Source organism: Dellaglioa sp. CoH-55-MRSF-6 (assembly GCF_056782215.1).
Window position 1 is genome coordinate 18,248 of sequence record NZ_JBXAYJ010000007.1, and the last position, 23,500, is coordinate 41,747.

The 23,500-nt window shown below is 34.0% G+C and carries 25 protein-coding genes and 1 other annotated feature; of the genes, 4 read left to right on the top strand and 21 right to left on the bottom strand.

Translation table 11 applies throughout. The features are described 5' to 3' along the window. Nucleotides 1-42 precede the first annotated feature (42 nt). The 18 genes from mprF to AC1RPK_RS06920 all read right to left on the bottom strand — a co-directional run bounded on the left by mprF (nucleotide 43) and on the right by AC1RPK_RS06920 (nucleotide 16,544). Nucleotides 43-2,652: a bifunctional lysylphosphatidylglycerol flippase/synthetase MprF gene (mprF, locus tag AC1RPK_RS06835; protein WP_481761896.1), complete on the bottom strand. Its 2,610-nt coding sequence runs from the start codon at nucleotides 2,650-2,652 to the stop codon at nucleotides 43-45. A 594-nt stretch (nucleotides 2,653-3,246) separates the two neighbouring features. Beyond that, complete coding sequence (rplL, locus tag AC1RPK_RS06840; RefSeq protein ID WP_409021534.1) at nucleotides 3,247-3,615, bottom strand: 50S ribosomal protein L7/L12; 369 nt, start codon at nucleotides 3,613-3,615, stop codon at nucleotides 3,247-3,249. A gap of 69 nt (nucleotides 3,616-3,684) precedes the next feature. After that, nucleotides 3,685-4,191, bottom strand: coding sequence for a 50S ribosomal protein L10 (rplJ, locus tag AC1RPK_RS06845; RefSeq protein WP_481761895.1), 507 nt, complete (start codon nucleotides 4,189-4,191; stop codon nucleotides 3,685-3,687). 34 nt (nucleotides 4,192-4,225) lie between these two features. Further along, nucleotides 4,226-4,341: a sequence feature (ribosomal protein L10 leader region), on the bottom strand. Between the two features lie 63 nt (nucleotides 4,342-4,404). Next, nucleotides 4,405-5,088 carry a 50S ribosomal protein L1 gene (rplA, locus tag AC1RPK_RS06850; protein ID WP_409021536.1) on the bottom strand — a complete coding sequence of 228 codons (684 nt, stop codon included), beginning with the start codon at nucleotides 5,086-5,088 and terminating at the stop codon, nucleotides 4,405-4,407. A 105-nt stretch (nucleotides 5,089-5,193) separates the two neighbouring features. Beyond that, nucleotides 5,194-5,619 (bottom strand): 50S ribosomal protein L11, encoded by a 426-nt coding sequence (rplK, locus tag AC1RPK_RS06855; RefSeq protein ID WP_409021537.1) that lies wholly within the window; start codon nucleotides 5,617-5,619, stop codon nucleotides 5,194-5,196. Between the two features lie 114 nt (nucleotides 5,620-5,733). Beyond that, nucleotides 5,734-6,591, bottom strand: coding sequence for an alpha/beta hydrolase (locus AC1RPK_RS06860; RefSeq protein ID WP_481761894.1), 858 nt, complete (start codon nucleotides 6,589-6,591; stop codon nucleotides 5,734-5,736). A gap of 32 nt (nucleotides 6,592-6,623) precedes the next feature. Next, the gene (gene nusG / locus AC1RPK_RS06865; protein ID WP_409022813.1) at nucleotides 6,624-7,175 is read right to left on the bottom strand and encodes a transcription termination/antitermination protein NusG; all 552 of its coding nucleotides are present in this window, start codon (nucleotides 7,173-7,175) and stop codon (nucleotides 6,624-6,626) included. Nucleotides 7,176-7,290: 115 nt separating this feature from the next. Next, on the bottom strand, nucleotides 7,291-7,470 hold the full coding sequence (gene secE, locus AC1RPK_RS06870) for a preprotein translocase subunit SecE (protein WP_057974232.1): 180 nt from the start codon (nucleotides 7,468-7,470) through the stop codon (nucleotides 7,291-7,293). Nucleotides 7,471-7,480: 10 nt separating this feature from the next. Further along, on the bottom strand, nucleotides 7,481-7,630 hold the full coding sequence (rpmG, locus tag AC1RPK_RS06875; RefSeq protein WP_057974231.1) for a 50S ribosomal protein L33: 150 nt from the start codon (nucleotides 7,628-7,630) through the stop codon (nucleotides 7,481-7,483). A gap of 121 nt (nucleotides 7,631-7,751) precedes the next feature. Continuing rightward, a complete protein-coding gene (locus AC1RPK_RS06880; protein WP_481761893.1) occupies nucleotides 7,752-8,360 on the bottom strand; it encodes an RNA polymerase sigma factor in 609 nt (202 codons plus the stop codon). A 68-nt stretch (nucleotides 8,361-8,428) separates the two neighbouring features. Next, complete coding sequence (locus AC1RPK_RS06885; RefSeq protein WP_481761892.1) at nucleotides 8,429-8,953, bottom strand: NYN domain-containing protein; 525 nt, start codon at nucleotides 8,951-8,953, stop codon at nucleotides 8,429-8,431. 2 nt (nucleotides 8,954-8,955) lie between these two features. Beyond that, nucleotides 8,956-9,714 carry a 23S rRNA (guanosine(2251)-2'-O)-methyltransferase RlmB gene (gene rlmB, locus AC1RPK_RS06890; protein WP_481761891.1) on the bottom strand — a complete coding sequence of 253 codons (759 nt, stop codon included), beginning with the start codon at nucleotides 9,712-9,714 and terminating at the stop codon, nucleotides 8,956-8,958. Further along, nucleotides 9,695-10,117, bottom strand: coding sequence for a Mini-ribonuclease 3 (locus tag AC1RPK_RS06895; protein ID WP_409021543.1), 423 nt, complete (start codon nucleotides 10,115-10,117; stop codon nucleotides 9,695-9,697). The genes rlmB and AC1RPK_RS06895 overlap by 20 nt, the downstream gene beginning before the upstream one ends. After that, nucleotides 10,117-11,526, bottom strand: a complete 1,410-nt coding sequence (cysS, locus tag AC1RPK_RS06900) for a cysteine--tRNA ligase (RefSeq protein ID WP_481761915.1) — start codon at nucleotides 11,524-11,526, stop codon at nucleotides 10,117-10,119. The genes AC1RPK_RS06895 and cysS overlap by 1 nt, the downstream gene beginning before the upstream one ends. Before the next feature lie 258 nt (nucleotides 11,527-11,784). After that, a complete protein-coding gene (gltX, locus tag AC1RPK_RS06905; RefSeq protein WP_481761890.1) occupies nucleotides 11,785-13,278 on the bottom strand; it encodes a glutamate--tRNA ligase in 1,494 nt (497 codons plus the stop codon). Between the two features lie 128 nt (nucleotides 13,279-13,406). Continuing rightward, nucleotides 13,407-14,519: a PIN/TRAM domain-containing protein gene (locus tag AC1RPK_RS06910; protein ID WP_481761889.1), complete on the bottom strand. Its 1,113-nt coding sequence runs from the start codon at nucleotides 14,517-14,519 to the stop codon at nucleotides 13,407-13,409. A gap of 16 nt (nucleotides 14,520-14,535) precedes the next feature. After that, the gene (radA, locus tag AC1RPK_RS06915) at nucleotides 14,536-15,906 is read right to left on the bottom strand and encodes a DNA repair protein RadA (RefSeq protein WP_409021546.1); all 1,371 of its coding nucleotides are present in this window, start codon (nucleotides 15,904-15,906) and stop codon (nucleotides 14,536-14,538) included. 101 nt (nucleotides 15,907-16,007) lie between these two features. Continuing rightward, nucleotides 16,008-16,544: a dCTP deaminase/dUTPase family protein gene (locus AC1RPK_RS06920; protein ID WP_481761888.1), complete on the bottom strand. Its 537-nt coding sequence runs from the start codon at nucleotides 16,542-16,544 to the stop codon at nucleotides 16,008-16,010. Between the two features lie 112 nt (nucleotides 16,545-16,656). On the opposite strand from AC1RPK_RS06920, the gene AC1RPK_RS06925 reads away from it, so the two are divergent. The 3 genes from AC1RPK_RS06925 to AC1RPK_RS06935 all read left to right on the top strand — a co-directional run bounded on the left by AC1RPK_RS06925 (nucleotide 16,657) and on the right by AC1RPK_RS06935 (nucleotide 19,157). After that, nucleotides 16,657-16,941: a GNAT family N-acetyltransferase gene (locus AC1RPK_RS06925; RefSeq protein ID WP_481761887.1), complete on the top strand. Its 285-nt coding sequence runs from the start codon at nucleotides 16,657-16,659 to the stop codon at nucleotides 16,939-16,941. A 20-nt stretch (nucleotides 16,942-16,961) separates the two neighbouring features. Then, complete coding sequence (gene rpiA / locus AC1RPK_RS06930) at nucleotides 16,962-17,663, top strand: ribose-5-phosphate isomerase RpiA (RefSeq protein ID WP_481761886.1); 702 nt, start codon at nucleotides 16,962-16,964, stop codon at nucleotides 17,661-17,663. A gap of 159 nt (nucleotides 17,664-17,822) precedes the next feature. After that, nucleotides 17,823-19,157 carry a C1 family peptidase gene (locus tag AC1RPK_RS06935; protein ID WP_481761885.1) on the top strand — a complete coding sequence of 445 codons (1,335 nt, stop codon included), beginning with the start codon at nucleotides 17,823-17,825 and terminating at the stop codon, nucleotides 19,155-19,157. A 31-nt stretch (nucleotides 19,158-19,188) separates the two neighbouring features. Here the strand turns inward: AC1RPK_RS06935 and AC1RPK_RS06940 are convergent, their stop codons facing one another. Continuing rightward, complete coding sequence (locus AC1RPK_RS06940; protein ID WP_481761884.1) at nucleotides 19,189-19,872, bottom strand: 2,3-bisphosphoglycerate-dependent phosphoglycerate mutase; 684 nt, start codon at nucleotides 19,870-19,872, stop codon at nucleotides 19,189-19,191. Nucleotides 19,873-19,958: 86 nt separating this feature from the next. Further along, nucleotides 19,959-21,215: a C40 family peptidase gene (locus tag AC1RPK_RS06945; protein ID WP_481761883.1), complete on the bottom strand. Its 1,257-nt coding sequence runs from the start codon at nucleotides 21,213-21,215 to the stop codon at nucleotides 19,959-19,961. 428 nt (nucleotides 21,216-21,643) lie between these two features. Between AC1RPK_RS06945 and AC1RPK_RS06950 the strand changes: the two genes are divergently transcribed. Further along, nucleotides 21,644-22,678 (top strand): LCP family glycopolymer transferase, encoded by a 1,035-nt coding sequence (locus AC1RPK_RS06950; protein ID WP_481761882.1) that lies wholly within the window; start codon nucleotides 21,644-21,646, stop codon nucleotides 22,676-22,678. 53 nt (nucleotides 22,679-22,731) lie between these two features. Here AC1RPK_RS06950 and accA read toward each other — a convergent pair whose 3' ends face one another. Beyond that, entirely contained in the window at nucleotides 22,732-23,496 is a 765-nt protein-coding gene (gene accA / locus AC1RPK_RS06955; protein WP_481761881.1) for a carboxyltransferase subunit alpha, read from the bottom strand. Nucleotides 23,497-23,500 lie beyond the last annotated feature (4 nt).

Below are 23,500 nucleotides of genomic sequence, written 5' to 3' on the forward strand. Positions count from 1 at the left end.
TGTCTCAAATAATATATATCTCTACCCTTTTAATATACTATATTATCTAATATTCTTTATTAAAAACTTCATTATAGGGCTAGGCATTCTATCCTTTTTATCTACTGATTTTTTTTGATTTACAACTGCTAAAATCTGTAATAACGTAAAGGCAATCGAACTACGTTTCCTAAATGAAATATATTTTGGCTGCCATTTAGTTACATATTTATTTTTATACTTCTTTAGTCCCTGGAAACCATAAAAATGATACCCATATTCATAAATTAAATGAGCTATTTTTTCTTCCGCAAAACTAAATTTAGATTCACCTACATTCGACAATGGTGCCATACCCATATCGAATAATTCATAGCCGCCTTCTTTTGCTTGTTGAAAAAGGCTAATAAAGATTTTATCCATAATACCAGATGGCGCTTCTTCTCTACTATATCTCATCAAATCAATCGATAAGACCCTATTATTTCCGGTTGGCATCATTGTCGCAAAGGCAACCTTATGTCCCTCAGAATCATTAATAATAGCAATAGGCGCTTGATTAAGATAATATTCATCGAAAAATCCTAAAGAAAATCCTTTTTCAGCTTGTCCATTCAGCCAACTATCAGATATTTTTTTCAATTCTTGAATAGTTTCCTTTGAATAAGGGGGCTCGATCATTGCAAATGTATAGTTTTCTCGTTCAAATTTATTCATTAAAGCACGTTCAGAACGTCTTTTTTTACCAGCCAATTCAAATTCAGCTACTCTAACAAAACCTTCTTCACCCGTTTTAATGAAATCAAATCCAACTTCATGTAACATCATTGTTAACTTCGCATCAACTTCATAAAAAACTAATTCTAATCCTTCAATATCTGCGTCAACAATAAATTGATTAATTGCTTCACGAATAAACTCATGATTACCAACAGGTTCACCCATAACCACTAATTTATTCGATTTTTTTTGATAAAGGAAAAATACTTCGTCCTGTCCATCATTTTGATAGAAATAAACATTTTTATCCTTTAAAAATGAAAGATGACTGACTTCATTACCACCATAAGTATCAATTACATTTTTAACACGATCTGCTGGAAAATCTTGCTTACCAAATCGTTTATCCTTACCAGATAAGTACGTAAATGCAATCCATAACACCACAACTGCAGAAAGTAAACCTAGGAATCCTGATAGCCATATCTTTTCTGAAGGAAATAAGAATACATCTGGAACTTTACCCTTAAAGTGGAATTCTGGCATGTTATAGAATCCTACGATTGTGTATAAAATGAATGTTCCAGCAAATATACTTCCATCAATTAATAAACGGCCCCATGAATATTCAAATCTTTCACGATAAAATATTGGTTTAGATAATAGTGCACAAATGAGAATGATAGTTAAGAAAATAAGTATTGTTACTGAGAAATCATGCCACAATGTATTAGCAATACCCACGACAACAAAGATAATCATTGGCCAATAGACACGTTTAACTTTAGATTCAATACCTCGACCAATCCCAATCATTAAGAATGCAAGTATAATATTACTCATTTGATGAATGAAATAAAAGGTATAAGGATATAAGTAATTAATAATTGGATTAGTAAATGTAAATTCTGGAACCGTTGAAGCAAGTAATAAGATGATACCTGTCATATAGAAAAATAACACAAGTATAAAATGTGCTACTCTACTGAGTAAGATAACTGGTAGTCCATTTAAGTACTCATTAAGACGATGTCCTGAATCTTTAACGAATAATAATACCCCCACTAAGAATGGGAATATATAATAAAATAATCGATAAAACAATAACCAGATAACAGCTGTGCTATCCTGTACACCTAATGTTTGTAACCCTAAAATCATAAAGACATCAAAAGAACCTAACCCACCCGGAATCATTGAAATAACACCGATAATTGATGCGATAATAAATAACGGGAAGACAGCAACTAAATTAGATGTATCAACATTCATCATAAATCCGATATAAATGAAAAATAAACCAGCAGATCCCCATTCTAAGGAAGAGCCAAGTATTAACGTTAGTTCACGACCTAATGTTAAATCTGCAAAAAATTCTGAATCTCTTGTCTTTGTAATAATAAAAACAATTGGAAAATATAGGCCACCTAATAACAACCAGACCCAATACTGTCCGAATTGTGGTCCAATATTTAATCCAAAAATCATGAATAAAGAAACCCAACAATATAGTGATAGACCCGCAACTAAAAATAATGCTATTTTTGATATAGCAAATAGCACCTGTTTTTTAGACGCATTTTTACTATAAAAATTAGCTCTAAGTGATGCACCTAGTAGGCCACCAAATCCTGCTATGTTAGTCATTGTATTCGTTATCCAACCGCTTTGAAGAATGTATCGCCAAGAATACTTTTCTGGTAAAAATTTAACCATGACAAAATCATAAATCATCATCGGAAGGACAGCAATAAATCCAATTACCAACATTAATATAATGGATTTTACTGACTGTGATTCAAAACTTTGCTGAACTTGTTCACCATTTATATCCTTAAATATTTGTCCAACTTGGATAATAACAAAAATTAAAACTGATAAAACAAATAAAAGCTTAATTGCTGTTAATCTTTTTTTAATAAATTCATTACACGTACTAATTATTTTTTTCATTTTTTGAATCCCCCGATTTATTTTTTGTTACTTATACTCCCCCCGGAATATATAATACTATTTTTTCTTTTGTTCTACGTAACCTTCATTTCACAATAAAGTCTATATCGTTAATAAAATTAATGTAGTCTATGTAAAATTTGGTATAAAATAACTAACATCACCATAAAAATAATTTGCTTCGATCTAGTTACTATTTCTAAATTAACTCTTTTATCTACATACTAACTAATTTTAAATAAGCGCTGGTGATCATGCCAAACTGTGGACATTAATAAATAACTAATGATGTATATAGAAAAAGTTTAACATTAATTAATAATTCGACGAATTTCTAATTTTAAAGAGATTTCAAACGCTAATATTGGAATAGTTATCGCTATCCTTTAAATAGACGCTTCTAATTATGTTCGTTTATAGCTTACCCCCTCTACATTTTGTCCATTTTATTCAATATTTTTTCAGATATATGTTTATTTAAATACCTTACCACGATTTATTAACATAACCAAACATTTTGCAAAAAAATAGCACGATGATTTCCAATAAATTGGAAATCATCGTGCTTAAAATTATTCAAAAATAAAAATATTATTATTTGAGAGTAACTACTGCGCCAACTTCTTCTAAAGAAGCTTTCATTGCTTCAGCTTCGTCTTTAGAAATACCTTCTTTGATAACTGATGGAATGTTATCAACTAAACCTTTAGCGTCTTTAAGGCCTAAACCTGTAATTTCGCGAACGGCTTTGATAGCTTTAACTTTTTGGTCGCCAGCTTCTGTTAATTCAACAGTAAATTCTGATTTTTCAGCAGCAGCTTCGCCAGCACCAGCGCCAGCAGCAGCTACAGGAGCAGCAGCTGAAACACCGAATTCTTCTTCGATTGCTTTAACTAAGTCGTTTAAATCTAAAATGCTTGCTTCTTTTAAATCAGCAATGATTTTTTCTGTATCTAATGACATGTGTGTATCCTCCATTTTATGTGTACGATTTTGTGTGTACCTTTAGGTACCGATCATAGATGCTAAGTATTAAGCAGCAGGTTCTTCGTCTTTACTTTCTGCAACAGCGTTAATTGCATAAGCAACGTTGCGAACAGGTGCTTGTAATACTGAAAGTAACATTGAAAGTAAGCCATCACGACTAGGTAATGTAGCAAGAGCGTTAATTTCTTCTAACGTTGCAACTTTACCTTCAATGACACCACCTTTAATGCTAAGTGCTTCAGCAGTCTTAGCAAAATTAGCCATAATACGTGCAGGTGCAACAACATCTTCGCTAGAAAATGCGACTGCAGTAGGTCCAGAAAATACTTCTTCCATACCTTCATACCCTGCTTTTTCAGCAGCACGTACTAAAATCTTGTTTTTGATAACTTTCATTTCAACGCCTGCTTCGCGTAATTCCTTACGTAATGCAGTCACTTGTTCAACCGTTAAACCACGGTAATCCACAACAACTGCAGATGCAGCGTTATTGAATTTTTCAGTTACTTCATCCACAATTAATGCTTTTTGTGCGATAAATTCTTTACTCATAATTGATTCACCTCCTGTAGTCGTGTCAGAGCTTTTTTACAATAAAAAAACTCCGTGTCCACCAAGACACAGAGAGAGTAATACTTCACTCCTCGGCAGGTAAATTAAGGCTTGCGCCACCTGAGTCTTCGGTAGAATCATAAATTAATTGACTTCCATAAATTTAACACAGTTAGATATATGGGTCAACTAAAGAAATTTAATTATCTAATATTAGTTTTGAGCCAAGTTTAAGCTTGGACCAAATGTTGTAGCAACAGATAAATGTTTGATATAGCCACCCTTAACTGATGATGGGCGAGCTTTAACAATAACATCGTTGATAACATCAAAGTTACCAATTAATGCTGCATCATCAAATGATACTTTACCAATTGGAACATGAACATTTCCATCTCTATCAGTACGGTAAGTTACCTTGCCGGCTTTAGATTCTGAAACTGCTTTTTCAACGTCCATTGTAACAGTACCTGTTTTAGGATTAGGCATTAAACCTTTAGGTCCTAAGACACGGCCTAAACGTCCAACTTGGGCCATCATATCTGGTGTTGCAATAGCAACATCAAAATCTAACCAGCCACCAGAAATACGTTCAACCAAGTCATCATCACCAACAACGTCAGCGCCGGCTGCAAGTGCAGCTTTAGCTTTATCGCCTTTAGCGAATACAACAACAGTTTGGTCTTTACCAGTACCATTTGGAAGTACAACAGCCCCACGTAATTGTTGGTCTGCTTGTTTTGTATCTAAGTTTAAGTTGTAAGCAAGTTCAATTGTAGCGTCAAACTTAGCAAAGTCCATTTTCTTAGCTAATGCGATTGCATCAGTAATTGAATAGTTTTTACCTTCTTCAACTTGTTTTAAAGCGTCTTGATAATTTTTACCTTTTTTAGCCATCTTGAATTTTCCTCCTTGCAATATGTGGTCTAACGGATAAACCTCCCACTTGATACATCTATTTTCATAGAGTATCCGACCGAGAAGCGTGTTTGTAGTTAGGAATTAACCTTCTACAACGAATCCCATGCTTCGTGCAGTTCCTTCGATCATGCGCATTGCAGATTCAACACCTGAAGCGTTTAGATCTTGCATTTTAGTTTCAGCGATTTGTTGAACTTGAGCACTAGTTACTGTTGCAACTTTTTTAGTGTTAGGTTCGCCAGAACCACTTTCAACGCCTGCAGCTTTCTTTAAAAGAACTGCTGCGGGTGGTGTTTTTGTAACGAAATCGAATGAACGATCTTCGTAAACACTAATTACAACGGGAATTAACATACCAGCTTGGTCAGCTGTACGTGCATTGAATTCCTTTGTAAAGCCCATGATATTAATACCAGCTTGTCCTAATGCAGGACCAACCGGTGGAGCAGGAGTTGCTTTCCCTGCTGGAATTTGTAATTTAACGACGTTTGCTACTGTTTTAGCCACGTGACATACCTCCTTGTAAAATCCGTGCGTGGTAAATGGAGATATAAATTTCTCCTCCCACTGTATGCAGAACATACTAATATAATATAACACCCAGATGGGTTCCACGCAATCTTATTTATGCTTTTTCCATAAAAATGTGTAAATTGATTCATCAACTCGTTTATTTTCATGTAATAATCTGTGTGCTGCTCTTCGACCGCTCACAATAAGTTCCTGATAATTAAGCTGATTTTCAACTAAATAGCGAAGTGATAAAACACTATTAATGGAAACAGCGCCATCATTGCCATTTTTCAAATCGCCAGCAATATTTAAAAATTGTAAATTCTCCGGTAGATGCTGCATTGCCTTTTCAAAATACTGGTAGAGTGAAGTCGTTTCCACTGGACCTTTATCAGTTAAAAATAAATCTTCAATGATAGGCGTATTTTGTGCTACATTATGATCATTGTATGGTGCACCAATTGAAATGGCATGTGCCACCATTGGGACATCAGTCATATCTCTGTATTCTGTCATATAGCGTAATATACTGACACTACCCATTGAATGCCCAACAAAATCGACCTTTTCAATGGCATAAGCGCCATATAAAAATTGCATAATATAATGTAACCATAAGCTTTGTTTTTCAACAGGAGCTATATTATTTTTAAATAAAACTTGAATGAATGGTTGCGCAGATCTTAATTGACCTTCAACATGTAAACTACCATTATCATCAACTATGATAACCATATCTTTACGACCATAGCCTGCTCGTTCAAAACGGGCAATCATTGGGCCAAAAGAAAGTCGATTACCACTATAACCGTGAACAAATAGTGTTGGGGTCATCTTGTCGCTAGGTACAATTGGATCAGAGGCATCAATTGAAACATGCCCTAATCGTCTAAATTTATTCCCAATGAAAAAACTTGTGCCTGCTCCTAGACCTAACAAGCCTATCTTCAAAAGTCCCTTAGTCATTAAATCACCTTCTACTTTTGTGAGTTATCACCCTAGCCTAATAATTTATCTACTTGATCAAAGTTCAATTCTGTACTTGTTTCACGACCAAACATATCAATATCAACTTTAAGTTTTAATTTTTCATTATCAATTTCCGTTACTTTACCGATAAGGTTAGCAAATGCACCTTCAATAATTGTGACAGATTCACCAATTTCAATGTCCAATTCTTGATGACGAGCACTCATACCCAAACGACGAAGAATCAATTCTACTTCTTCAGGTAATAGTGGTGCTGGTTTACTTCCGGCCCCATGAGAACCAACGAACCCAGTTACGCCTGGTGTATTACGAACAACATACCATGATTCATCTGACATACCCATCTCAACTAAAACATATCCAGGGAATGTTTTCTTCATATCTGTTTTTTCTTTACCATTTTTAACTTCACGTTCTTCTTCTTCAGGAACAACTACACGGAAAATAAAATCTTCCATACCCATTGATTGTGCACGTGATTCAATATTTGTTTTAACTTTATTTTCGTAACCAGAGTAAGTATGTAAGACATACCAACTTTTTTCGATTGATTCCATTATATATATCTCTCCTTAAATTATCAGCTTCATTTTTCTCAAACAAAAAAAACTCCGCATCAACGAAGTTTTCTCACTTGTGTCATTATATCAAAACATCAGTTAAATAGCTATTCTTCTATGAAAATAGGGTTAAGAATGCAGAAGCACCTGAATCAACAATCCAGAAGAAAATCGCAAACATAATTGCAGTTACAACAACAGTTGTTGTATCACGACGTAGTTCCTTACCTGTTGGCCAAGTTGTTGCTTTAATTTCTACGATAACACTTTTAAGAAATGCATTAATTTTTCTCATAACTATCCCCCTATTTTGTTTCACGATGTAACGTATGTTTATTACAATATTTACAAAATTTATTTACTTCTAAGCGTTCGGTTCTGCTCGGTTTTGCAGCTACAATATAATTTCGTGAGCCACAAACGATACAAGCCAATGCTACTTTTCTTTGTGCCATGACTTTTTCTCCTTAATGTAAAGTTAACTAACGCTAACTTCGACTAACATTTTTAAAGAATACACTCATTTTACATTAAAAGAAAGAAAAAAGGAACCACCCTCTTTTCTTTCTTTCCTAATTATCGATTTTCTTTAAAAAATAACCCAAGCTTACTCTTACACCTTGAGATAGATCCTAATACCTTTTTCATATCGCACTCTAAAATAAGCGCAATTTCTTCTGGCTTTTTCATTTGATAATAAAGTAAAACAAAAGTACTTCTTTCTAACTCTGACAATTTCAATTCAAAATCATCCAATTTTTCTTGAAGGATAATTCTGTCATCTGCCAATATCTCACAATAAAACGAAGGCCGTTCACATTCACCATAAGTTTCTTCATATCGTTCCAAAGAATGCGAGTTCGCATCAGACAGCCTTTTAGTCGCTGATTGTTTGCGAATTAAACTAAAAATACAATTCGATAGACTGGTTTTAAAATACTGTCCAAACGTAATTCCTTTGTTCGGTTGGTAATTTTTTAATGCTTTAAAACAAACAGCTCTAGCCTCTTGTAAAAAATCTTCAGTATCCCATAATTTTAGATAGTATTTACGAATCATCGAATAAACCATTGGACGATATCGTTCAAATAACGGTTCAAATTTATGTTCTGCACCTAATTTAATTTGGCAAATCAATTGAAAATCTGTTTCGTTTTCAGTACTCCGGTAAGTTTCATCTAACAAGTAGACTCTCCATATCCGGGTCTCCATTTTTCAATATACCAAACATAATGACTGATTACAACAGTTGCTTAGTCATGTGATAGGTGATCACGCAATTCAGCCAGACTATCTAATTGTTCTGAGTCCCATGGTGAACGACGAACCGATGCCTCCGTTTGATATTTTTTGGCTTGTTGAGCAACTTCTTTTTTAGATTCATTAATGTCTTTGTATAACTCCCATGCAGGAATTCTTAATGCACCTTGTGAGAAAATAGTCCACTGTTCTGCTTGATCACTCGTTGCAACAGTTACCTGTGTGAGTTTAGTCTGTAACTCACCTATCATTGCTTCAATATAACTATCAGCCGTCTGACCCTCTGCTGTCCAAATAATCTCTAATCCATATTTTGTATAACTCTTTGATAGTCCTGGAACATACATTGCATCAAAGACAACGATTAACCGAGAGTCAATCTGTTTATGATAATTTGATAATTTGTGCAGTAGCAAGTCACGTGCTTCATCAAGTCGCTCTGATTGTTTCAATCGATTTAATTCTGGCCAATTACCAATCATATTATAGGCATCTACAACCAAAATTTGCTTTTTCATTATTATTTACCCCTAGAAGTAAATCCTTGATAAATAAGTAAACTGGCTGCGACACTGGCGTTTAAACTTTGAACGTGTCCAACCATTGGAATAGTCAACATACCATCACAAGCTTTTTTCAATAACGGTGAAATACCTTTACCTTCGTTACCAATTACGAGGGCTGTGGGTCCTTTAGCATCCCATTCACGATAATCTTGTCCATCCATATCTGTTCCGAAGACCCATAATCCGGCCTTTTTCAATTCATTTACAGTATTTACCAAATTAGTTACGCGAGCAACTGGCATATATTCAATTGCACCTGTTGACGTCTTAGCAACTGTTGACGTTAAACCGACTGCGCGACGTTTTGGAATAATAATTCCATGTACACCCGCAGCATCGGCTGTTCTCATAATTGATCCTAAGTTATGTGGATCTTCAACATTATCTAAAATAAGGAAAAATGGTGGTTCATCTTTATCAGCTGCACTTTTGAAAAGATCTTCAATAGTTGCATATTCAAATGCGGCAACTGCTACAATAACGCCTTGGTGATTTTGTTGATCTGATAATAAATCTAATTTACTTTTAGGAACTAGTTGTGTGATAATACCTTTTTTCTTAGCTAACTGTTCAATACCACTTAAAACATCTGATTTTAATCCAGTTTGTAAAAATAATTTGTTAATTGATTGATTACTTTTTAACGCTGCTTCTACAGGGTGACGACCAATAATAAAATCGCCAGCCTCTTCACTACTTCTTGGTTGTCCCATTTAAGTTCTCCTTTTCAACGGTGTTAATACACCATTTTGCCAATTCGGCCAATCTATCGTTTTGATTACTCAAAAATAAGTAGCCAAACAATGCTTCAAATCCAGTTGAAATACGATACGTTATTACTGATGTATTTTTAGCTGAAGTATGACTTTTAGCATTACGTCCACGTTTAAAGTAGTCTATTTCTTCTTCAGTTAAAATATTATTTTCTGTCATTTTATCTATCAAGAAAGCTTGTGCTTTGGCTGATACATAATGTGTTGCTTGATGGTGTAATTGAGTTGGTCTTGTAAGTCCTTGTACAAGTAAGTGTTTACGAACAAATACTTCATAAATACCATCGCCCATATAAGCTAACGCAATCCCATTCATTTGTTGATAATCTGCATTATTTTCCATTAGTCTTTTCTCCATCTAGTTCCTTGTGGTGTGTCTTCCAAAATAATTCCTTCTGCTGCAAGTTGATCTCGAATTTCATCGCTTTTTTGAAAATCTTTTTGTTTCTTAGCTTCTATTCTTTGTGCAATTAATTTTTCAACTCTGATATCTAGAGCATCAGCTACTTGTCCAAAAGCTAATCCAAAAACTGATGTCATTTCTTTAAAAATTTCTAACAAGTGATTAATTGAATCTCGTTCCACTTGTTTGTTTTCAGAATAGACATTCATTTTCTTAGCTAAATCATAGATAACTGCAATACCATTTTGTGAATTAAAATCATCATCCATAGCAGTTTCAAAATTGGATAAGCTCTCATTAATTTGATTTTCTATTAATTTATTTTCTCCTGAAATAGCATCGTTCAATCGATAAGTTAAGTTATCAAATGCTGTTTTCAATTTATTTAAATTATTAGTCGCTTCATCAATATTCGCTTGGCTATACTGAATTGGACGGCGGTAATGCGTTGTTGCCATAAAGAAACGGATAACTTGTGGATTGACTTCTTTAATCATATCATGCACCGTAACAAAATTACCTAGTGATTTACTCATTTTTTCATCATTTTCACCAATTGTTACAAATCCATTATGCATCCAATAGTTAGCAAATTTTTGACCCGTTTCAGCTTCACTTTGAGCGATTTCATTTTCATGATGTGGAAACATTAAATCCTGTCCACCACCATGAATATCAATCGTTGGACCTAGGTATTTTGTTGCCATTACAGAACACTCAATGTGCCAACCCGGACGGCCCTTACCAAATGGAGAGTTCCAAGAAAGATCATCATTTTTGACTGATTTCCAAAGTGCAAAATCAATTTCATCTTCTTTTCGAGCCGTTTCTTCAGTATCAACATGCTGACTGGCACCTTGTTCTAATTCGTTGATATTTTGATCAGATAATTTACCATAATCTGGAGATTTACGCGTTCTAAAATAAACATCCCCATCAGATACATAAGCATAACCTTTATCAATTAAATTTAATATAAATTGAATGATATCATCAATATTTTCTGTCGCCTTTGGATTTTTAGTTGCTGGTTCAATCGCCAATGCCTTGGTATCTTCCATGAAAGCAGCAATAAACTTATCGGCTAATTGTTGAACTGTTATATGGTCTTCTTTAGCAGCTTTGATCATTTTATCATCAACATCTGTAAAATTAGATACATAGTTAACTTTAAAATGACGATATTCAAAATATCGACGAATTGTATCAAACGCAATAGCACTTCGCGCATTTCCAATATGAATATAGTTATAAACGGTTGGCCCGCAAACGTACATACTAACTTTCCCAGACACAAGTGGTTTAAAAACCTCTTTTTGATTCGTTAATGTATTATAAATTGAAATCATTTTATCACCCGCCATTTAATCTTTTTGTTAAAAAAAGACGTCTTTTATATACTTATAAAAGACGTCTTCAACGTTGTTCCACTCCTTAAGATGTAGTGAACCTACATCCAACAATGAGTTAACGTTCATTACACGACTATAATTACTTTGTTCATCATAGCATTTTAAAGAGGCACTTCACAACTAACGTTTGTTTTCTCACATCACCGAAAACTTTCTAAAAAACGCCAATAAGTTGTTACTCTCTCTTATCAAAAATTATTTTGTATTCATTTCTTCTAACGTTTTGTTCAAATGAGCTAATGCTTTTTCACGACCAAGCAATTCGATTGATGCTGGTAGTTCTGGTCCATGCATTTCACGCGTTGTTGCAATACGGATTGGCATATATAATTGACGACCTTTAATTTTTGTATCTTTTTGAATTGATTTAATTGTTGCTTGGATAGCAACAGCATCAAAAATATCAATCGTTTTAATGCGTTCAGCAAATTCTTTTAAAACTGTTGGTGCTGTTTCAACAGCTAACTCTGCCTTTGCTTCATCATCAAGAACAGGTGGTTCGCTTAAAAATACTTCTGCCATTTCAGTAATTTGACCTGTATATGACATTTGTTGCTTATAAAGGCTAATTAATTTACGAGCCCATTCAATTCTTTCTGCACTTGGATCAGCTTCAATTTTACCATCTTGAATTAATTGACGTAAAGCCAAATCCATTACTTTATCTTCATCAGCTGTTTTAATATATTGATTATTAATCCATTCTAATTTTTTACCATCAAATGAAGCTGGTGACTTGCTTAAACGTTTAGGATCAAACATTTTAATCAATTCTTGGCGAGAGAAAATTTCACTTTCGCCAACTGGTGACCAGCCTAATAAGGTAATGAAGTTTACCATAGCTTCTGGCAAGTAGCCTAATTCACGATATTGTTCAATGAATTGGAGAACATTTTCATCACGTTTACTTAATTTTTTTCCTGTTTCTGTATTGATAATTAATGTCATATGTCCAAAGATAGGTGCATCCCAGCCAAATGCTTCATAAATCATCAATTGCTTAGGCGTATTGGCAATATGGTCATCCCCACGAAGAACATGCGTAATTTCCATCAAGTGATCATCAACAACAACAGCAAAGTTATATGTTGGCATACCATCACGTTTTTGAATAACAAAATCGCCACCAATAGTATTGGAATCAAAGGTAATTTCACCTTTAACAATATCTTTAAATTCGTATTTTTTGTTTGCTGGAACACGGAAACGAATAACAGGTGTTAAACCGGCAGCTTTTGACTCTGCAATTTTAGCAGTAATCTCATCATCAGACATACCTGCATATTCGTATTCATAATGTGGCATTTCATTACGTGCTTTTTGAGCATCACGGTCTGCTTCGAGTTCATCTTCTGTTTTATATGACTCGTAAGCTAAATTTTTATCCACTAATTCTTGGATTAATGGTAAATAGATATCTTTACGTTCTGATTGACGATAAGGACCAAATTCTCCTGGTTTGTCAGGACCTTCATCCCAATCCATGCCTAACCATTTTAAGTTATCTAGTTGGCTGCGTTCACCATCAGCAATATTTCTCTTTGTATCAGTATCTTCAATACGGATAACAAAAGTACCCTTTTGACTTCTCGCAAATAAGTAATTAAATAGAGCGGTACGAGCATTTCCAATGTGTAAATGTCCAGTTGGACTTGGTGCATATCTGACACGAATTTTATTTTTAGCCATGATAACGCCTCTTTCTTTTTTCTGTATTTAGTTACTACGATATAAACCGTTTATTTAAGGCTTTATTCAACTAATCTAGTTTACAATGAATCGGATAAAAAATAAAGCCAATAATCTTAGTATTGACTTTATTTCTTATCGTTTATTTTTTTCATTGAATGTAATGGTTTTGCAAAAATCATTCTTCCAGCATCCGTTTGAAGTGCACTTGTAACGACAACGTCAATTGATTTGTTTAGGAAATACTTTCCTTCTTCCACGACAACCATTGTTCCATCATCCAAATAAGCAACACCTTGTTGACGCTCAGAACCATTTTTTATTACCATAACATGTAATTGTTCTCCAGGAATAACCCGAGGTTTCAATGATTTAGCTAGTGCATTTACATTCAAAATCTGGACATTTTGAAATTCGCTAACTTTGTTTAAATTAAAATCATTTGTGACAATAACCCCATCAATCGTTTTAGCTAATTTAATTAACTTACTATCTACTTCTTCAATTTCTTCAAAATCACCTTCATACATTTCAATCGGCATGATTTTTTCATCTTGAAGTTTATTTAAAATATCTAATCCTCTACGACCCCGAACACGTTTGATACTATCAGCTGAATCTGCAATATATTGGAGTTCATATAAAACAAAATTAGGAACTAATAATGTTCCTTCAATAAAGCCAGTTTTAATCAAATCATAAATCCGGCCATCAATTAAGATATTTGTATCTAATATTTTATATTCATGATAATTATCATTGACATTACGGTCTAGTAAACTACTTTCAACGACATCACTTTTCTTATTTTTTGATGCAAATAATTTACGCCAATCCTCCAAACGATTAGTTCCTATAACAAAACCCAAGTATCCAAGTAAAAATAGTAACAAAACGGGTACAATTGTGTTCAATAGCCATATTTCTGATCGATAGAATGGTGTTGAGATTAAAATTGCAATAACCATACCAACAATAGTTGAAACACTCGCTGTTAGTAGCATCATTGGGCTTTGATTAGTTAAATAATTTTCAATATTTGCCAGTAATTTTTCTAGTGGCGTTATGATAAATAAAGATAGAATAAGAGCTAAACCGACACCTATTAAAAAATTAACAACACTATTATTTAATATACCAATCTCCGCAATACTCACTAATTTCCAAAAAAGTGGTAGCAAACTAACACCAATTCCACCGCCGACTAGTGCAACAACACCTTTAATAATATTTCTACGCATTGACAACTCCTCCTTTCTAACTAAACACTACTTTTAGTGCTTCGCTTAGTGTAGCAACACCAACAACTGTAATTCCTTTAGGTGGTGTCCATCCTGATAAATTATTTTTAGGAATAAAAATTCGTTTAAATCCAAGCTTTTGTGCTTCAGCAACCCGTTGTTCAATCCGATTAACACGTCGAATTTCACCAGTCAATCCAATTTCACCTACAAAACTGTCTGCAGGGTCTGTTTCTTTATCTCGATAACTTGACGCAATACTAACAGCAATCGCTAAATCAATAGCTGGTTCATCTAATTTTACGCCACCAGCCGCCTTAAGATAAGCATCCTGGTTCTGTAATAATAAACTTGCACGTTTTTCAAGAACGGCCATTATTAATGACACACGATTGTGATCAAGCCCTGTAGTTGTACGCTTCGCCGTTCCGTAAACTGTTGGTGTGATTAATGCTTGAACTTCAACCAAAATAGGTCGTGTTCCTTCCATAGATACAACAATAGCAGAACCTGTTGCGCCAGCCAAACGTTCTTCTAAGAAAATTTCTGATGGGTTTGCAACTTCAAATAACCCACCTTCACGCATATCAAAAATTCCAATTTCATTTGTTGAACCAAATCGGTTTTTAACAGCGCGTAAAATACGGAACGTGTGATGCATATCTCCTTCAAAATAAAGGACTGTATCAACCATATGTTCCAAAATTTTGGGACCAGCAATTGCACCACCTTTTGTTACATGTCCAACAATAAAAATCGTAATACCATTCGTTTTAGCAATTTGTAATAATTCAGCAGTTACTTCTCGAATTTGAGAAACACTGCCAACTGCAGCAGACATTTCTGGTTCTTGCATTGTTTGAATTGAGTCAATGACTACGTAATCAGGATTTAATGTCTCAATATTTTGACGAATATTACCCATATCTGTTTCAGGGTAAAGATAAAATTTCTGACCTCCAACACCGAGGCGCTGTGCACGCATTTTAATCTGAACAGCACTTTCTTCACCAGAAACATATAAGACAGTTCCGCCAGTTTGGCTTAGTTGACCAGAAACTTGTAAAAGTAATGTTGATTTACCAATGCCTGGATCACCACCAATTAAAACTAATGACCCGGGTACAACACCACCACCAAGAACACGATTTAATTCACCTAACTCAGTTTCAACACGTTCTTGTTCTGCCATTGAGATATCATCTAATAGTTCTGGTTTAACAGAAGCTCCAGTAAAACTGACACGAGCTTTACGATCTGCTTTTTGTGATTGTTCACGCTCTTCTACCATCGTGTTCCATTCGTTACAGTTAGGGCAACGACCCAAATACTTTGGTGAGGTGTATCCACAGTTTTGACATACAAATTGCGTTTTTACTTTTGCCATACAAACTCCCCACCCTTTCATTATAAATTCTATTGTTAATATTTTATCACATAAACGACAACCTGTAATTTCAATTGAAATTCTTAATCATTCTATAATAACTATTTACCTGATGAACCAAATCCGCCAATACGTTTTGTAGCGGTCACCTTTTCATTATCAACAGTTAAATAGGGCATAAAAATCCCTTGGCCTATCCGATCTCCTTTTTTTACCATTTGATCTTTTAAACTAAAATTAACAATTTGTATGAAAATTTCACCTTCATTTTTTTCGTTATTATAGTAATCAGAATCAATAACACCAATTCCATTTGGTAAAATCAGTCCACGTTTTAAGGGGCTACTTGAACGATTTGCTAATAATAAAAATTCATTATCTAGCATATACGCTTTAATTCCTGTGGGAATTAAATAAGGTTTCAAAATTTTATTTGCTTGAATGAGCTCTTCTTCAGCCACCGATTCACGATGCCTAATTAGCCATAAAACCTTTAAAAATCCACTTTTCCAGATTGAAGGTAATGTAAAATCTTCAGCTGCAGCTAAGTCATATCCTGCCGAAGTTGTTGTTGATCGAACGGGTAAGTCAATTTTCCCTGCATATTTAGTAACAATTTCAAATCCTCTTGTTTTCATTTGTTTATCCCCGTAATCTGTTTACTTTTTATCTTACCTCATTTATGACATAAATGGCTAGTTTTTGGGCATTTTTTAATGGTATAATTACATTCAAAGGGAAGGTGTTCAAATGGATTTCCAACTAAATGAAACCGATTTACGCGTGTACAACGTTAATGACGAGTTAATTAGTCGAATTAGTTTTACCATGATTAATGCTAATCAGACAATGGTCATTGAACATACTTGGGTAGCTGACAATCAGCGTCATCAAGGGCTTGCAAAAAGTACAACTGATTACTTAATTAAACAAGTTATTCTAAATCAGCAAACTATTTTACCATTATGCCCTTATACAAAGTTTTATTTTAGTGAACATCCAGAACTTTTAGAATTAATTTATACACCTAAATAAAAAATAGGAGAGTGACACACATGAATCAAGACAATTTAAAAAAATTAGTTGGACAAAAAGCTGTCGAGTTTATTAAAGACGGTATGGTTGTTGGACTTGGTACAGGCTCAACCGTTAAATTTATGGTAGATGCATTAGGTCAACGTGTTAAAAATGAAAACTTATCAATTATCGGTGTTTCAACATCAATTAGAACTGAAGAACAAGCAAAATCACTTGGTATTCCAGTTAAATCAGTTGATGAAGTTGACCACATTGATTTAACAATTGATGGTGCAGATGAAATTGATGACCATTTCCAAGGTATTAAAGGTGGCGGTGCTGCTCATTTATTTGAAAAAATTGTTGCTATTAATTCAAATCAAAATATGTGGATTGTTGATGAAAGTAAAATGGTTCATACGTTGGGTAAATTCCCTCTTCCCGTTGAAGTTATCCCTTACGGTAGTCATCAATTATTCAAAAAATTAGAAGCTAAAGGATTTAATCCCAAATTTAGAACTGTTGATAATGAAAATGTTTTAACTGACTCTAAAAATTTTGTCATCGATTTATATTTAGGTGAAATAAACGATCCTGCTAGCATACAAGATTATTTAGCTAAACAAGTTGGTGTTGTAGAACAAGGTCTATTTTTAGATTGTGTAAATACGGTTATCGTTGGACGTCAAGATGGTCCTGAAGTTTTACACGCACGTTCTGACACCTTTACAATTAAATAATTCTAAAGAAGAGCTAATTTTTATTGGCTCTTTTTAAATACGCAAATTGATTTTATTTAAAAATGAGAATTTTCTTTTCTTTTTAACATTGTTTACTAATCTAACGAGATATATTATAATAGCCACAGTACTTAAATCTTATATAGGAGTGTGATTTTTTTGACACAATCAATTAGTTCAGAACAACTCGCAAAATTCCAAAAAAATTTACATGCACGTGAAAGCCATGAAGTTATTGAACGTGCCGTTACAAAAAATGGTATTTTAGCAAATAGTTACGATTTAAAAGCCCAAGCTAAAATGGAACCTGTTTTCTCAATTGATCTGGATGTTGGTAATGTTTCTAACCAAAAGCAATCAGGTCGTTGTTGGATGTTCGCCGCATTAAATACAATGCGTCATGACATGAAAACAAATTTTAAAGTTGCCAAAGATTTTGAATTGTCACAAAATTTCACTTACTTCTGGGATAAACTTGAAAAAGCAAATTACTTTTATCAAAATGTTCTTGAAACAGCTGATAAACCAACTAGTGACCGTACCGTTTCATGGTTAATGACAACTCCACAACAAGATGGCGGCCAATGGGATATGATCGTTGCAATTATTGAAAAATATGGTGTTGTTCCTCAATCTGTGATGCCTGAAACATATAATAGTTCTAAATCAAGCGAAATCAATTCAACTTTAAACTTAAAATTAAGAAAAGATGCTGTTGATTTACGTGAACTCGTTGCTGCCGGAACAAGTTCAAAAGAAATTGAAGTCGTCAAAGAAGCTAAACTTACTGAAATTTATCGTTTATTAGCATACAGTTTTGGTGAACCTCCTGCAACATTTGACTTTGAATATCGTGATTCTGATAATGAATATCATATTGATAAAAATTTAACACCAAAAACATTCTATGAAAAATTTATCGGTTGGGACTTAGATGAATACGTCTCAATCATTAATGGTCCAACAGATGATAAACCTTACAATAATATGTACACAGTTGATCGTCTTGGAAATGTTGTTGATGGGCGTCCTATTCGCCATTTAAACATTAACATGGCTGATTTTAGAGATGTTGCCATCAAACAATTACAATCTGGCGAGAGCGTCTGGTTCGGTTGTGATGTTGGTCAATCGTCTGAACGCCAAATTGGTATTATGGATACTGAACTTTATCATAAAGATGAATTGTTCAATATTGATCTAGCTTTATCAAAAGCTGAACGCCTTGATTACGGTGAGAGTCTAATGACTCATGCTATGGTTCTAACAGGTGTTGATTTGGTTAATGATCAAGCAACCAAATGGAAAGTTGAAAACTCATGGGGCGAAAAAGTTGGTAATAAAGGCTTCTTCGTTATGAGTGATGACTGGATGGAAGAATATTGTTATCAAGTTGTCGTTAACAAAAAATTCTTACCAGAAAAATTACAAGCTATTCTAAAAGAAGAACCTAAAGTCCTTGCTCCTTGGGATCCAATGGGTGCATTAGCATAATTAAAAAAGTAACAACAATATTGAATTGTTGTTACTTTTTTTGTGTTAAAATTTTTTTGCTTTTAATTGTTAAATCATCATTTAATGTATACCAAATAGGGACACCATTCGGAACCTCAACGCCATCAATATCTGCATCTGAAATATTTTCTAAATATTTTATCAATACCCTAAGTGTACTGCCATGTGCGACAATCAACTGGTTATTACCTTGTCTTAACTCTGGGGCAATGACATCTTGCCAGTAAGGTAAAATCCGTTTAAATGCCATTTCTAAGCTTTCTGATGTTGGTAAGCTACTTTTAACACGTTGCTTGTACCGTCTATCATTATCAGGTACAGATAAACTAGGTGGGATAGTCGTATAACTACGGCGCCATTGGGCTACTTGTTTAATACCGTAGATACGTTTGGTTTCATCTTTATTTAAACCGCGCAAGGCACCATAATGTCGTTCATTAAGACGCCAATTTTTCTGTATTGGAATCCAAAGTTGATTCATTTCTTCCATCATAATATTACTCGTTTTAATAGCTCGTTTTAAGACAGATGTATGAACCTGTGAAAATTGAATATTTGTATTAAGAATAACTGTTCCTGCAACTCTAGCTTCAGCGATGCCCTTAGCCGTTAATGGAACATCTGTCCAACCGGTGTATTCATTATTTTGATTTGCTAGACTCTCACCATGTCTTACCATGACTAATTCAACCATTATTAAAACCTTCTTCACTCTTCATTAATACTCATTATAACAAAAAAGACTTAAAACAACATTGTTGTCTTAAGTCTTTTAATTATTTATTTTACTCGACCAGCAAAATCTGGTTTCCAGTAAGCACTCATTGTGCTAATTTTAACATTTTGTCCTTCAGTTGGAGCTTCAGCAAATTGACTTCCACCTAAGTAGATAGCAACATGGTATGATGATCCTTTTGATCCCCAGAAAAGTAAGTCTCCAGGTTGTGCTTGAGAAACTGATTCATAGCTAACTTGTCCTTCTTGAGCAACAGTGTAGCCACCAATAGATTTTCCAGCAGCATGAGCATAAACATAACTAGTAAATCCTGAACAATCAAAACCGCTCAATGATTTTCCGCCCCATACATATGGGATGCTCTTTGTTGTTAATGATCTTGCTAGAGCAGTAATACTACTTGTATCAAGACTTGAAGCACTCACAGCACTTGTTGCTGCTTTTTTACTTGAACTATTTGTAGTTGAAGTTGTGACAGCTTTTTCACTTGAAGCTGAAGTATTTGAGCTTTTTACTGCTTTATTACTTGAAGTATCTGTACTTGCAGCTTCAGTTGCTTTTGATGCAGCTGCATCTGCTGCTGCTGCATCGTTCTTTTCATTTGCTGCTTTAGTTTCTGCTGCTGCTTTTTCAGCAGCTTTTTCTGCTGCTTTTGCTTTATCGATAGATGATTGTGTATCTGATTTTTTTGTATCAATTTGTGCTTTTAATGTATTTGCGTTTGCTTGTTTAACCGCTAGTTCAGCTTGTTTGTTTGTATATTCTTTAACTGTTTTTTGTTGATCTGCAGCCTTTTCATCTAATTCAACTTTAGAAGATTTAACTTCTGCTTTATCAGCTTTTTGTTGTTTAGCAGCTTTTTGACCAGCACCAACTAATGTTGTAACTGTTCCCACACGTTTGAAGGCATCAACAACACTTTTTGAATCTGAAACAAATTCAACCATGCTTGCTGTACTTCCATCAACTTGTAAAGCACGTGTTTGATCAGCTAATTGTGAATCTCTTTGTGAAATTTCAACATTTAATCTGCTGATCTTCTTACCTAATTTGTATTGATCTGATTCAAGTTTTGCAGCTGTATCTTTAGCATCCTTAACTTCAGCTTGAGTTGAAGTAATTTCACTATTAATTGTTGCTAATTTTGCAGCAACTTTAGTGCTCTTGCTATTTAATTTAGCAATCGTGCTTGTTAGTTCAGTTACACTATCTGAAGCGTTAGCTTGTTCTGCAACTGCGCTCATTCCAATAAGTGTAGCTGTCATCATCATTACTTTAGCAATTTTACTATTAATTTTCAAAAGGCACTCTCCTAGTTGATTTCATAATTATTATTTAATTTTAGCGTATTCGTTTTTCTCGACTAGAATAGAATAGCACGGTTCTTAGGTACATACCATTACGGTTAGTTTACATTCGAATTTAATTTACATCTTTTAATTTCAGTATGATTACACAAATGTTACAAAAGGCCATTTCCATTGTTTTTATCCCTCTTATTTGTTGTTAAATAGGCATTTACGAGTTCTATATTAAAATGACAAAAGCGTAATACAATTAGTCGTTTTTCACTGATTTAACATTACTTAATTAATCAAAGTTGTCCTTTTCATTCTTTTACATTTTTTCAATTATTTAATAATACCGTAAGAAAAAATTTTTTTTGCTTTTTATCCCTTTTTTTATCGTATAATCAGCTTAATTAATGTAATGAAAGGTATGAATAAATATGGCTAAAAATAATAACTTGGGAATGCCATCTCCAATAAAAGGCAGTTCTCAAAGCAATAAAAATAAGCATCCAATACTGTGGACACTATTGATAATTATGATTTTAGGTATTGCTTCTGGAGGTGTATATGCCTATTCAGTATTCACACATACTGAAGATACCGTCGCAAAAACTTACAAGAAAACCAAAGCAAAAAAATTAAGAAATGTTTCCAGTATTTTGAGTGAGAAAAAACCTTTTTCAATTCTATTAATGGGGACTGATACTGGCGCACTTGGTCGAAGTGATACAGGACGCACGGATACAATGATCGTTGCAACAGTTAATCCAACAACAAATAAAACTACCTTAACAAGTATTCCTCGTGATACTCAAGTTAAAATTGACGGAAGTGATGAAAGCTCTTCAAAAATAAACAGTGCCTATACCTATGGTGGCAAAGATGGTTCAACATCTGCTGTTAATACTGTTCAAAATTTATTAGATATCCCAATTGATTATTATATGTTAATTAACATGAATGGATTAAAGAAAATTGTTGATACCGTTGGTGGTGTTGATGTCAAACCATTACTTTCATTTAAACTTGAAGGAACTCATTATAAAAAAGGTAAGACAATCCATTTAAACGGCAAACAAGCCTTAGCTTATACGCGAATGCGTCATTCAGATCCACTAGGTGATTATGGCCGTCAAAAACGTCAAAAACAGATTATTACAGCAATTACCGGAAAAGCTAAATCTGTAAATTCACTCGCAAACTACAAAAAATTATTAAAAACAATTGACGGAAACATGGTAACTGATCTTAGTTTTAATGATATGCTCACAGTAGAAACAAACTACAGCGCCGCTACAGAATCAATTCACTCTGATTTCTTGCAAGGAGTAAGTACAGATGTTGATGGTCTTTCATATGAAGTTCCAACATCGACTGAAAAGAAACGCGTCTCAAATGCTATTCGTTCTCAATTAGGTTTAAACAAATCAACACAAGCCTTTACTAGTTTAGAACAGCAACTCTCTAAATAAATAGATATAAAAAAGAAACGGACCTCAATTAAAATTTGAGGTCCGTTTCTTTTTTACCAATTTTCTAAAAACTTTTGGTATTTCATTTCTCTTTGTTCAATAAGTTCATTAGATGATTTAGTCGCTAGGTTCTTCAGCAATTCATTTAGACTACTGTCCATTAGACTTATTGTTGCTGCCTGATTAGTTTCTGGCAATACCACATCAATCAATCCAATATTAAATAACTCAGTAGCCGTCATTGGCAAACTTGTTTCAATCTCATTTGGATTAGTTTTCTTCAAAATAGCACTAACGGCTTCTGGAGATGCTACTGAAAATAAGCTATTTTCAACCATCATAATAGCATTTGCATTTGCTAAAGCCAGTGCACCACCGCTTTGACCTTCACCTAAAAAAATGGCAATATTCGGCACTTGTAATGCACCCATTTTTAAAATCATTTCAGAAATAATATAGCTCTGTCCTGTTTGTTCTGATTTAACGCTGGCATCTGCGCCGGGCATATTAATTAGCGTTACAACAGGTCGCTTAAATTTTTCAGCTTCATTTAGTAATCGCATTGCTTTTCGATACCCACTTGGCTTCACGGCACCAAAATTATAGGCTAAACGTTCTTCTAAATTTACGCCCCGATTAATGCCAATAACTGTCACTGGGCACTTATGAAAAAGTCCAATCCCACCAATAATGGAAGCATCCTCTTCGCCAACTCGATCACCATGATTTTCGAAAAACACATCAAATAGACTAGAAATAATAAATTTAGCACTTAATCTATCATTCGATCGAACTTTTTTTAAAAAATCTGAGTCCATTTTT

Coding starts and splice junctions, on each gene's coding strand:
- accA (WP_481761881.1), bottom strand. CDS start 23,496: ATGGACTCAGATTTTTTAAAAAAAGTTCGATCGAATGATAGATTAAGT.
- AC1RPK_RS06910 (WP_481761889.1), bottom strand. CDS start 14,519: ATGCGTAGAAATATTATTAAAGGTGTTGTTGCACTAGTCGGCGGTGGA.
- gltX (WP_481761890.1), bottom strand. CDS start 13,278: ATGGCTAAAAATAAAATTCGTGTCAGATATGCACCAAGTCCAACTGGA.
- AC1RPK_RS06885 (WP_481761892.1), bottom strand. CDS start 8,953: ATGAAAAAGCAAATTTTGGTTGTAGATGCCTATAATATGATTGGTAAT.
- AC1RPK_RS06950 (WP_481761882.1), top strand. CDS start 21,644: ATGGCTAAAAATAATAACTTGGGAATGCCATCTCCAATAAAAGGCAGT.
- AC1RPK_RS06895 (WP_409021543.1), bottom strand. CDS start 10,117: ATGGAAAATAATGCAGATTATCAACAAATGAATGGGATTGCGTTAGCT.
- radA (WP_409021546.1), bottom strand. CDS start 15,906: ATGGCAAAAGTAAAAACGCAATTTGTATGTCAAAACTGTGGATACACC.
- rplA (WP_409021536.1), bottom strand. CDS start 5,088: ATGGCTAAAAAAGGTAAAAATTATCAAGACGCTTTAAAACAAGTTGAA.
- AC1RPK_RS06920 (WP_481761888.1), bottom strand. CDS start 16,544: ATGAAAACAAGAGGATTTGAAATTGTTACTAAATATGCAGGGAAAATT.
- cysS (WP_481761915.1), bottom strand. CDS start 11,526: ATGATTTCAATTTATAATACATTAACGAATCAAAAAGAGGTTTTTAAA.
- rpiA (WP_481761886.1), top strand. CDS start 16,962: ATGAATCAAGACAATTTAAAAAAATTAGTTGGACAAAAAGCTGTCGAG.
- secE (WP_057974232.1), bottom strand. CDS start 7,470: ATGAGAAAAATTAATGCATTTCTTAAAAGTGTTATCGTAGAAATTAAA.
- rplL (WP_409021534.1), bottom strand. CDS start 3,615: ATGTCATTAGATACAGAAAAAATCATTGCTGATTTAAAAGAAGCAAGC.
- mprF (WP_481761896.1), bottom strand. CDS start 2,652: ATGAAAAAAATAATTAGTACGTGTAATGAATTTATTAAAAAAAGATTA.
- AC1RPK_RS06860 (WP_481761894.1), bottom strand. CDS start 6,591: ATGACTAAGGGACTTTTGAAGATAGGCTTGTTAGGTCTAGGAGCAGGC.
- AC1RPK_RS06925 (WP_481761887.1), top strand. CDS start 16,657: ATGGATTTCCAACTAAATGAAACCGATTTACGCGTGTACAACGTTAAT.
- rpmG (WP_057974231.1), bottom strand. CDS start 7,630: ATGGCACAAAGAAAAGTAGCATTGGCTTGTATCGTTTGTGGCTCACGA.
- rplJ (WP_481761895.1), bottom strand. CDS start 4,191: ATGAGTAAAGAATTTATCGCACAAAAAGCATTAATTGTGGATGAAGTA.
- rlmB (WP_481761891.1), bottom strand. CDS start 9,714: ATGGGACAACCAAGAAGTAGTGAAGAGGCTGGCGATTTTATTATTGGT.
- AC1RPK_RS06940 (WP_481761884.1), bottom strand. CDS start 19,872: ATGGTTGAATTAGTCATGGTAAGACATGGTGAGAGTCTAGCAAATCAA.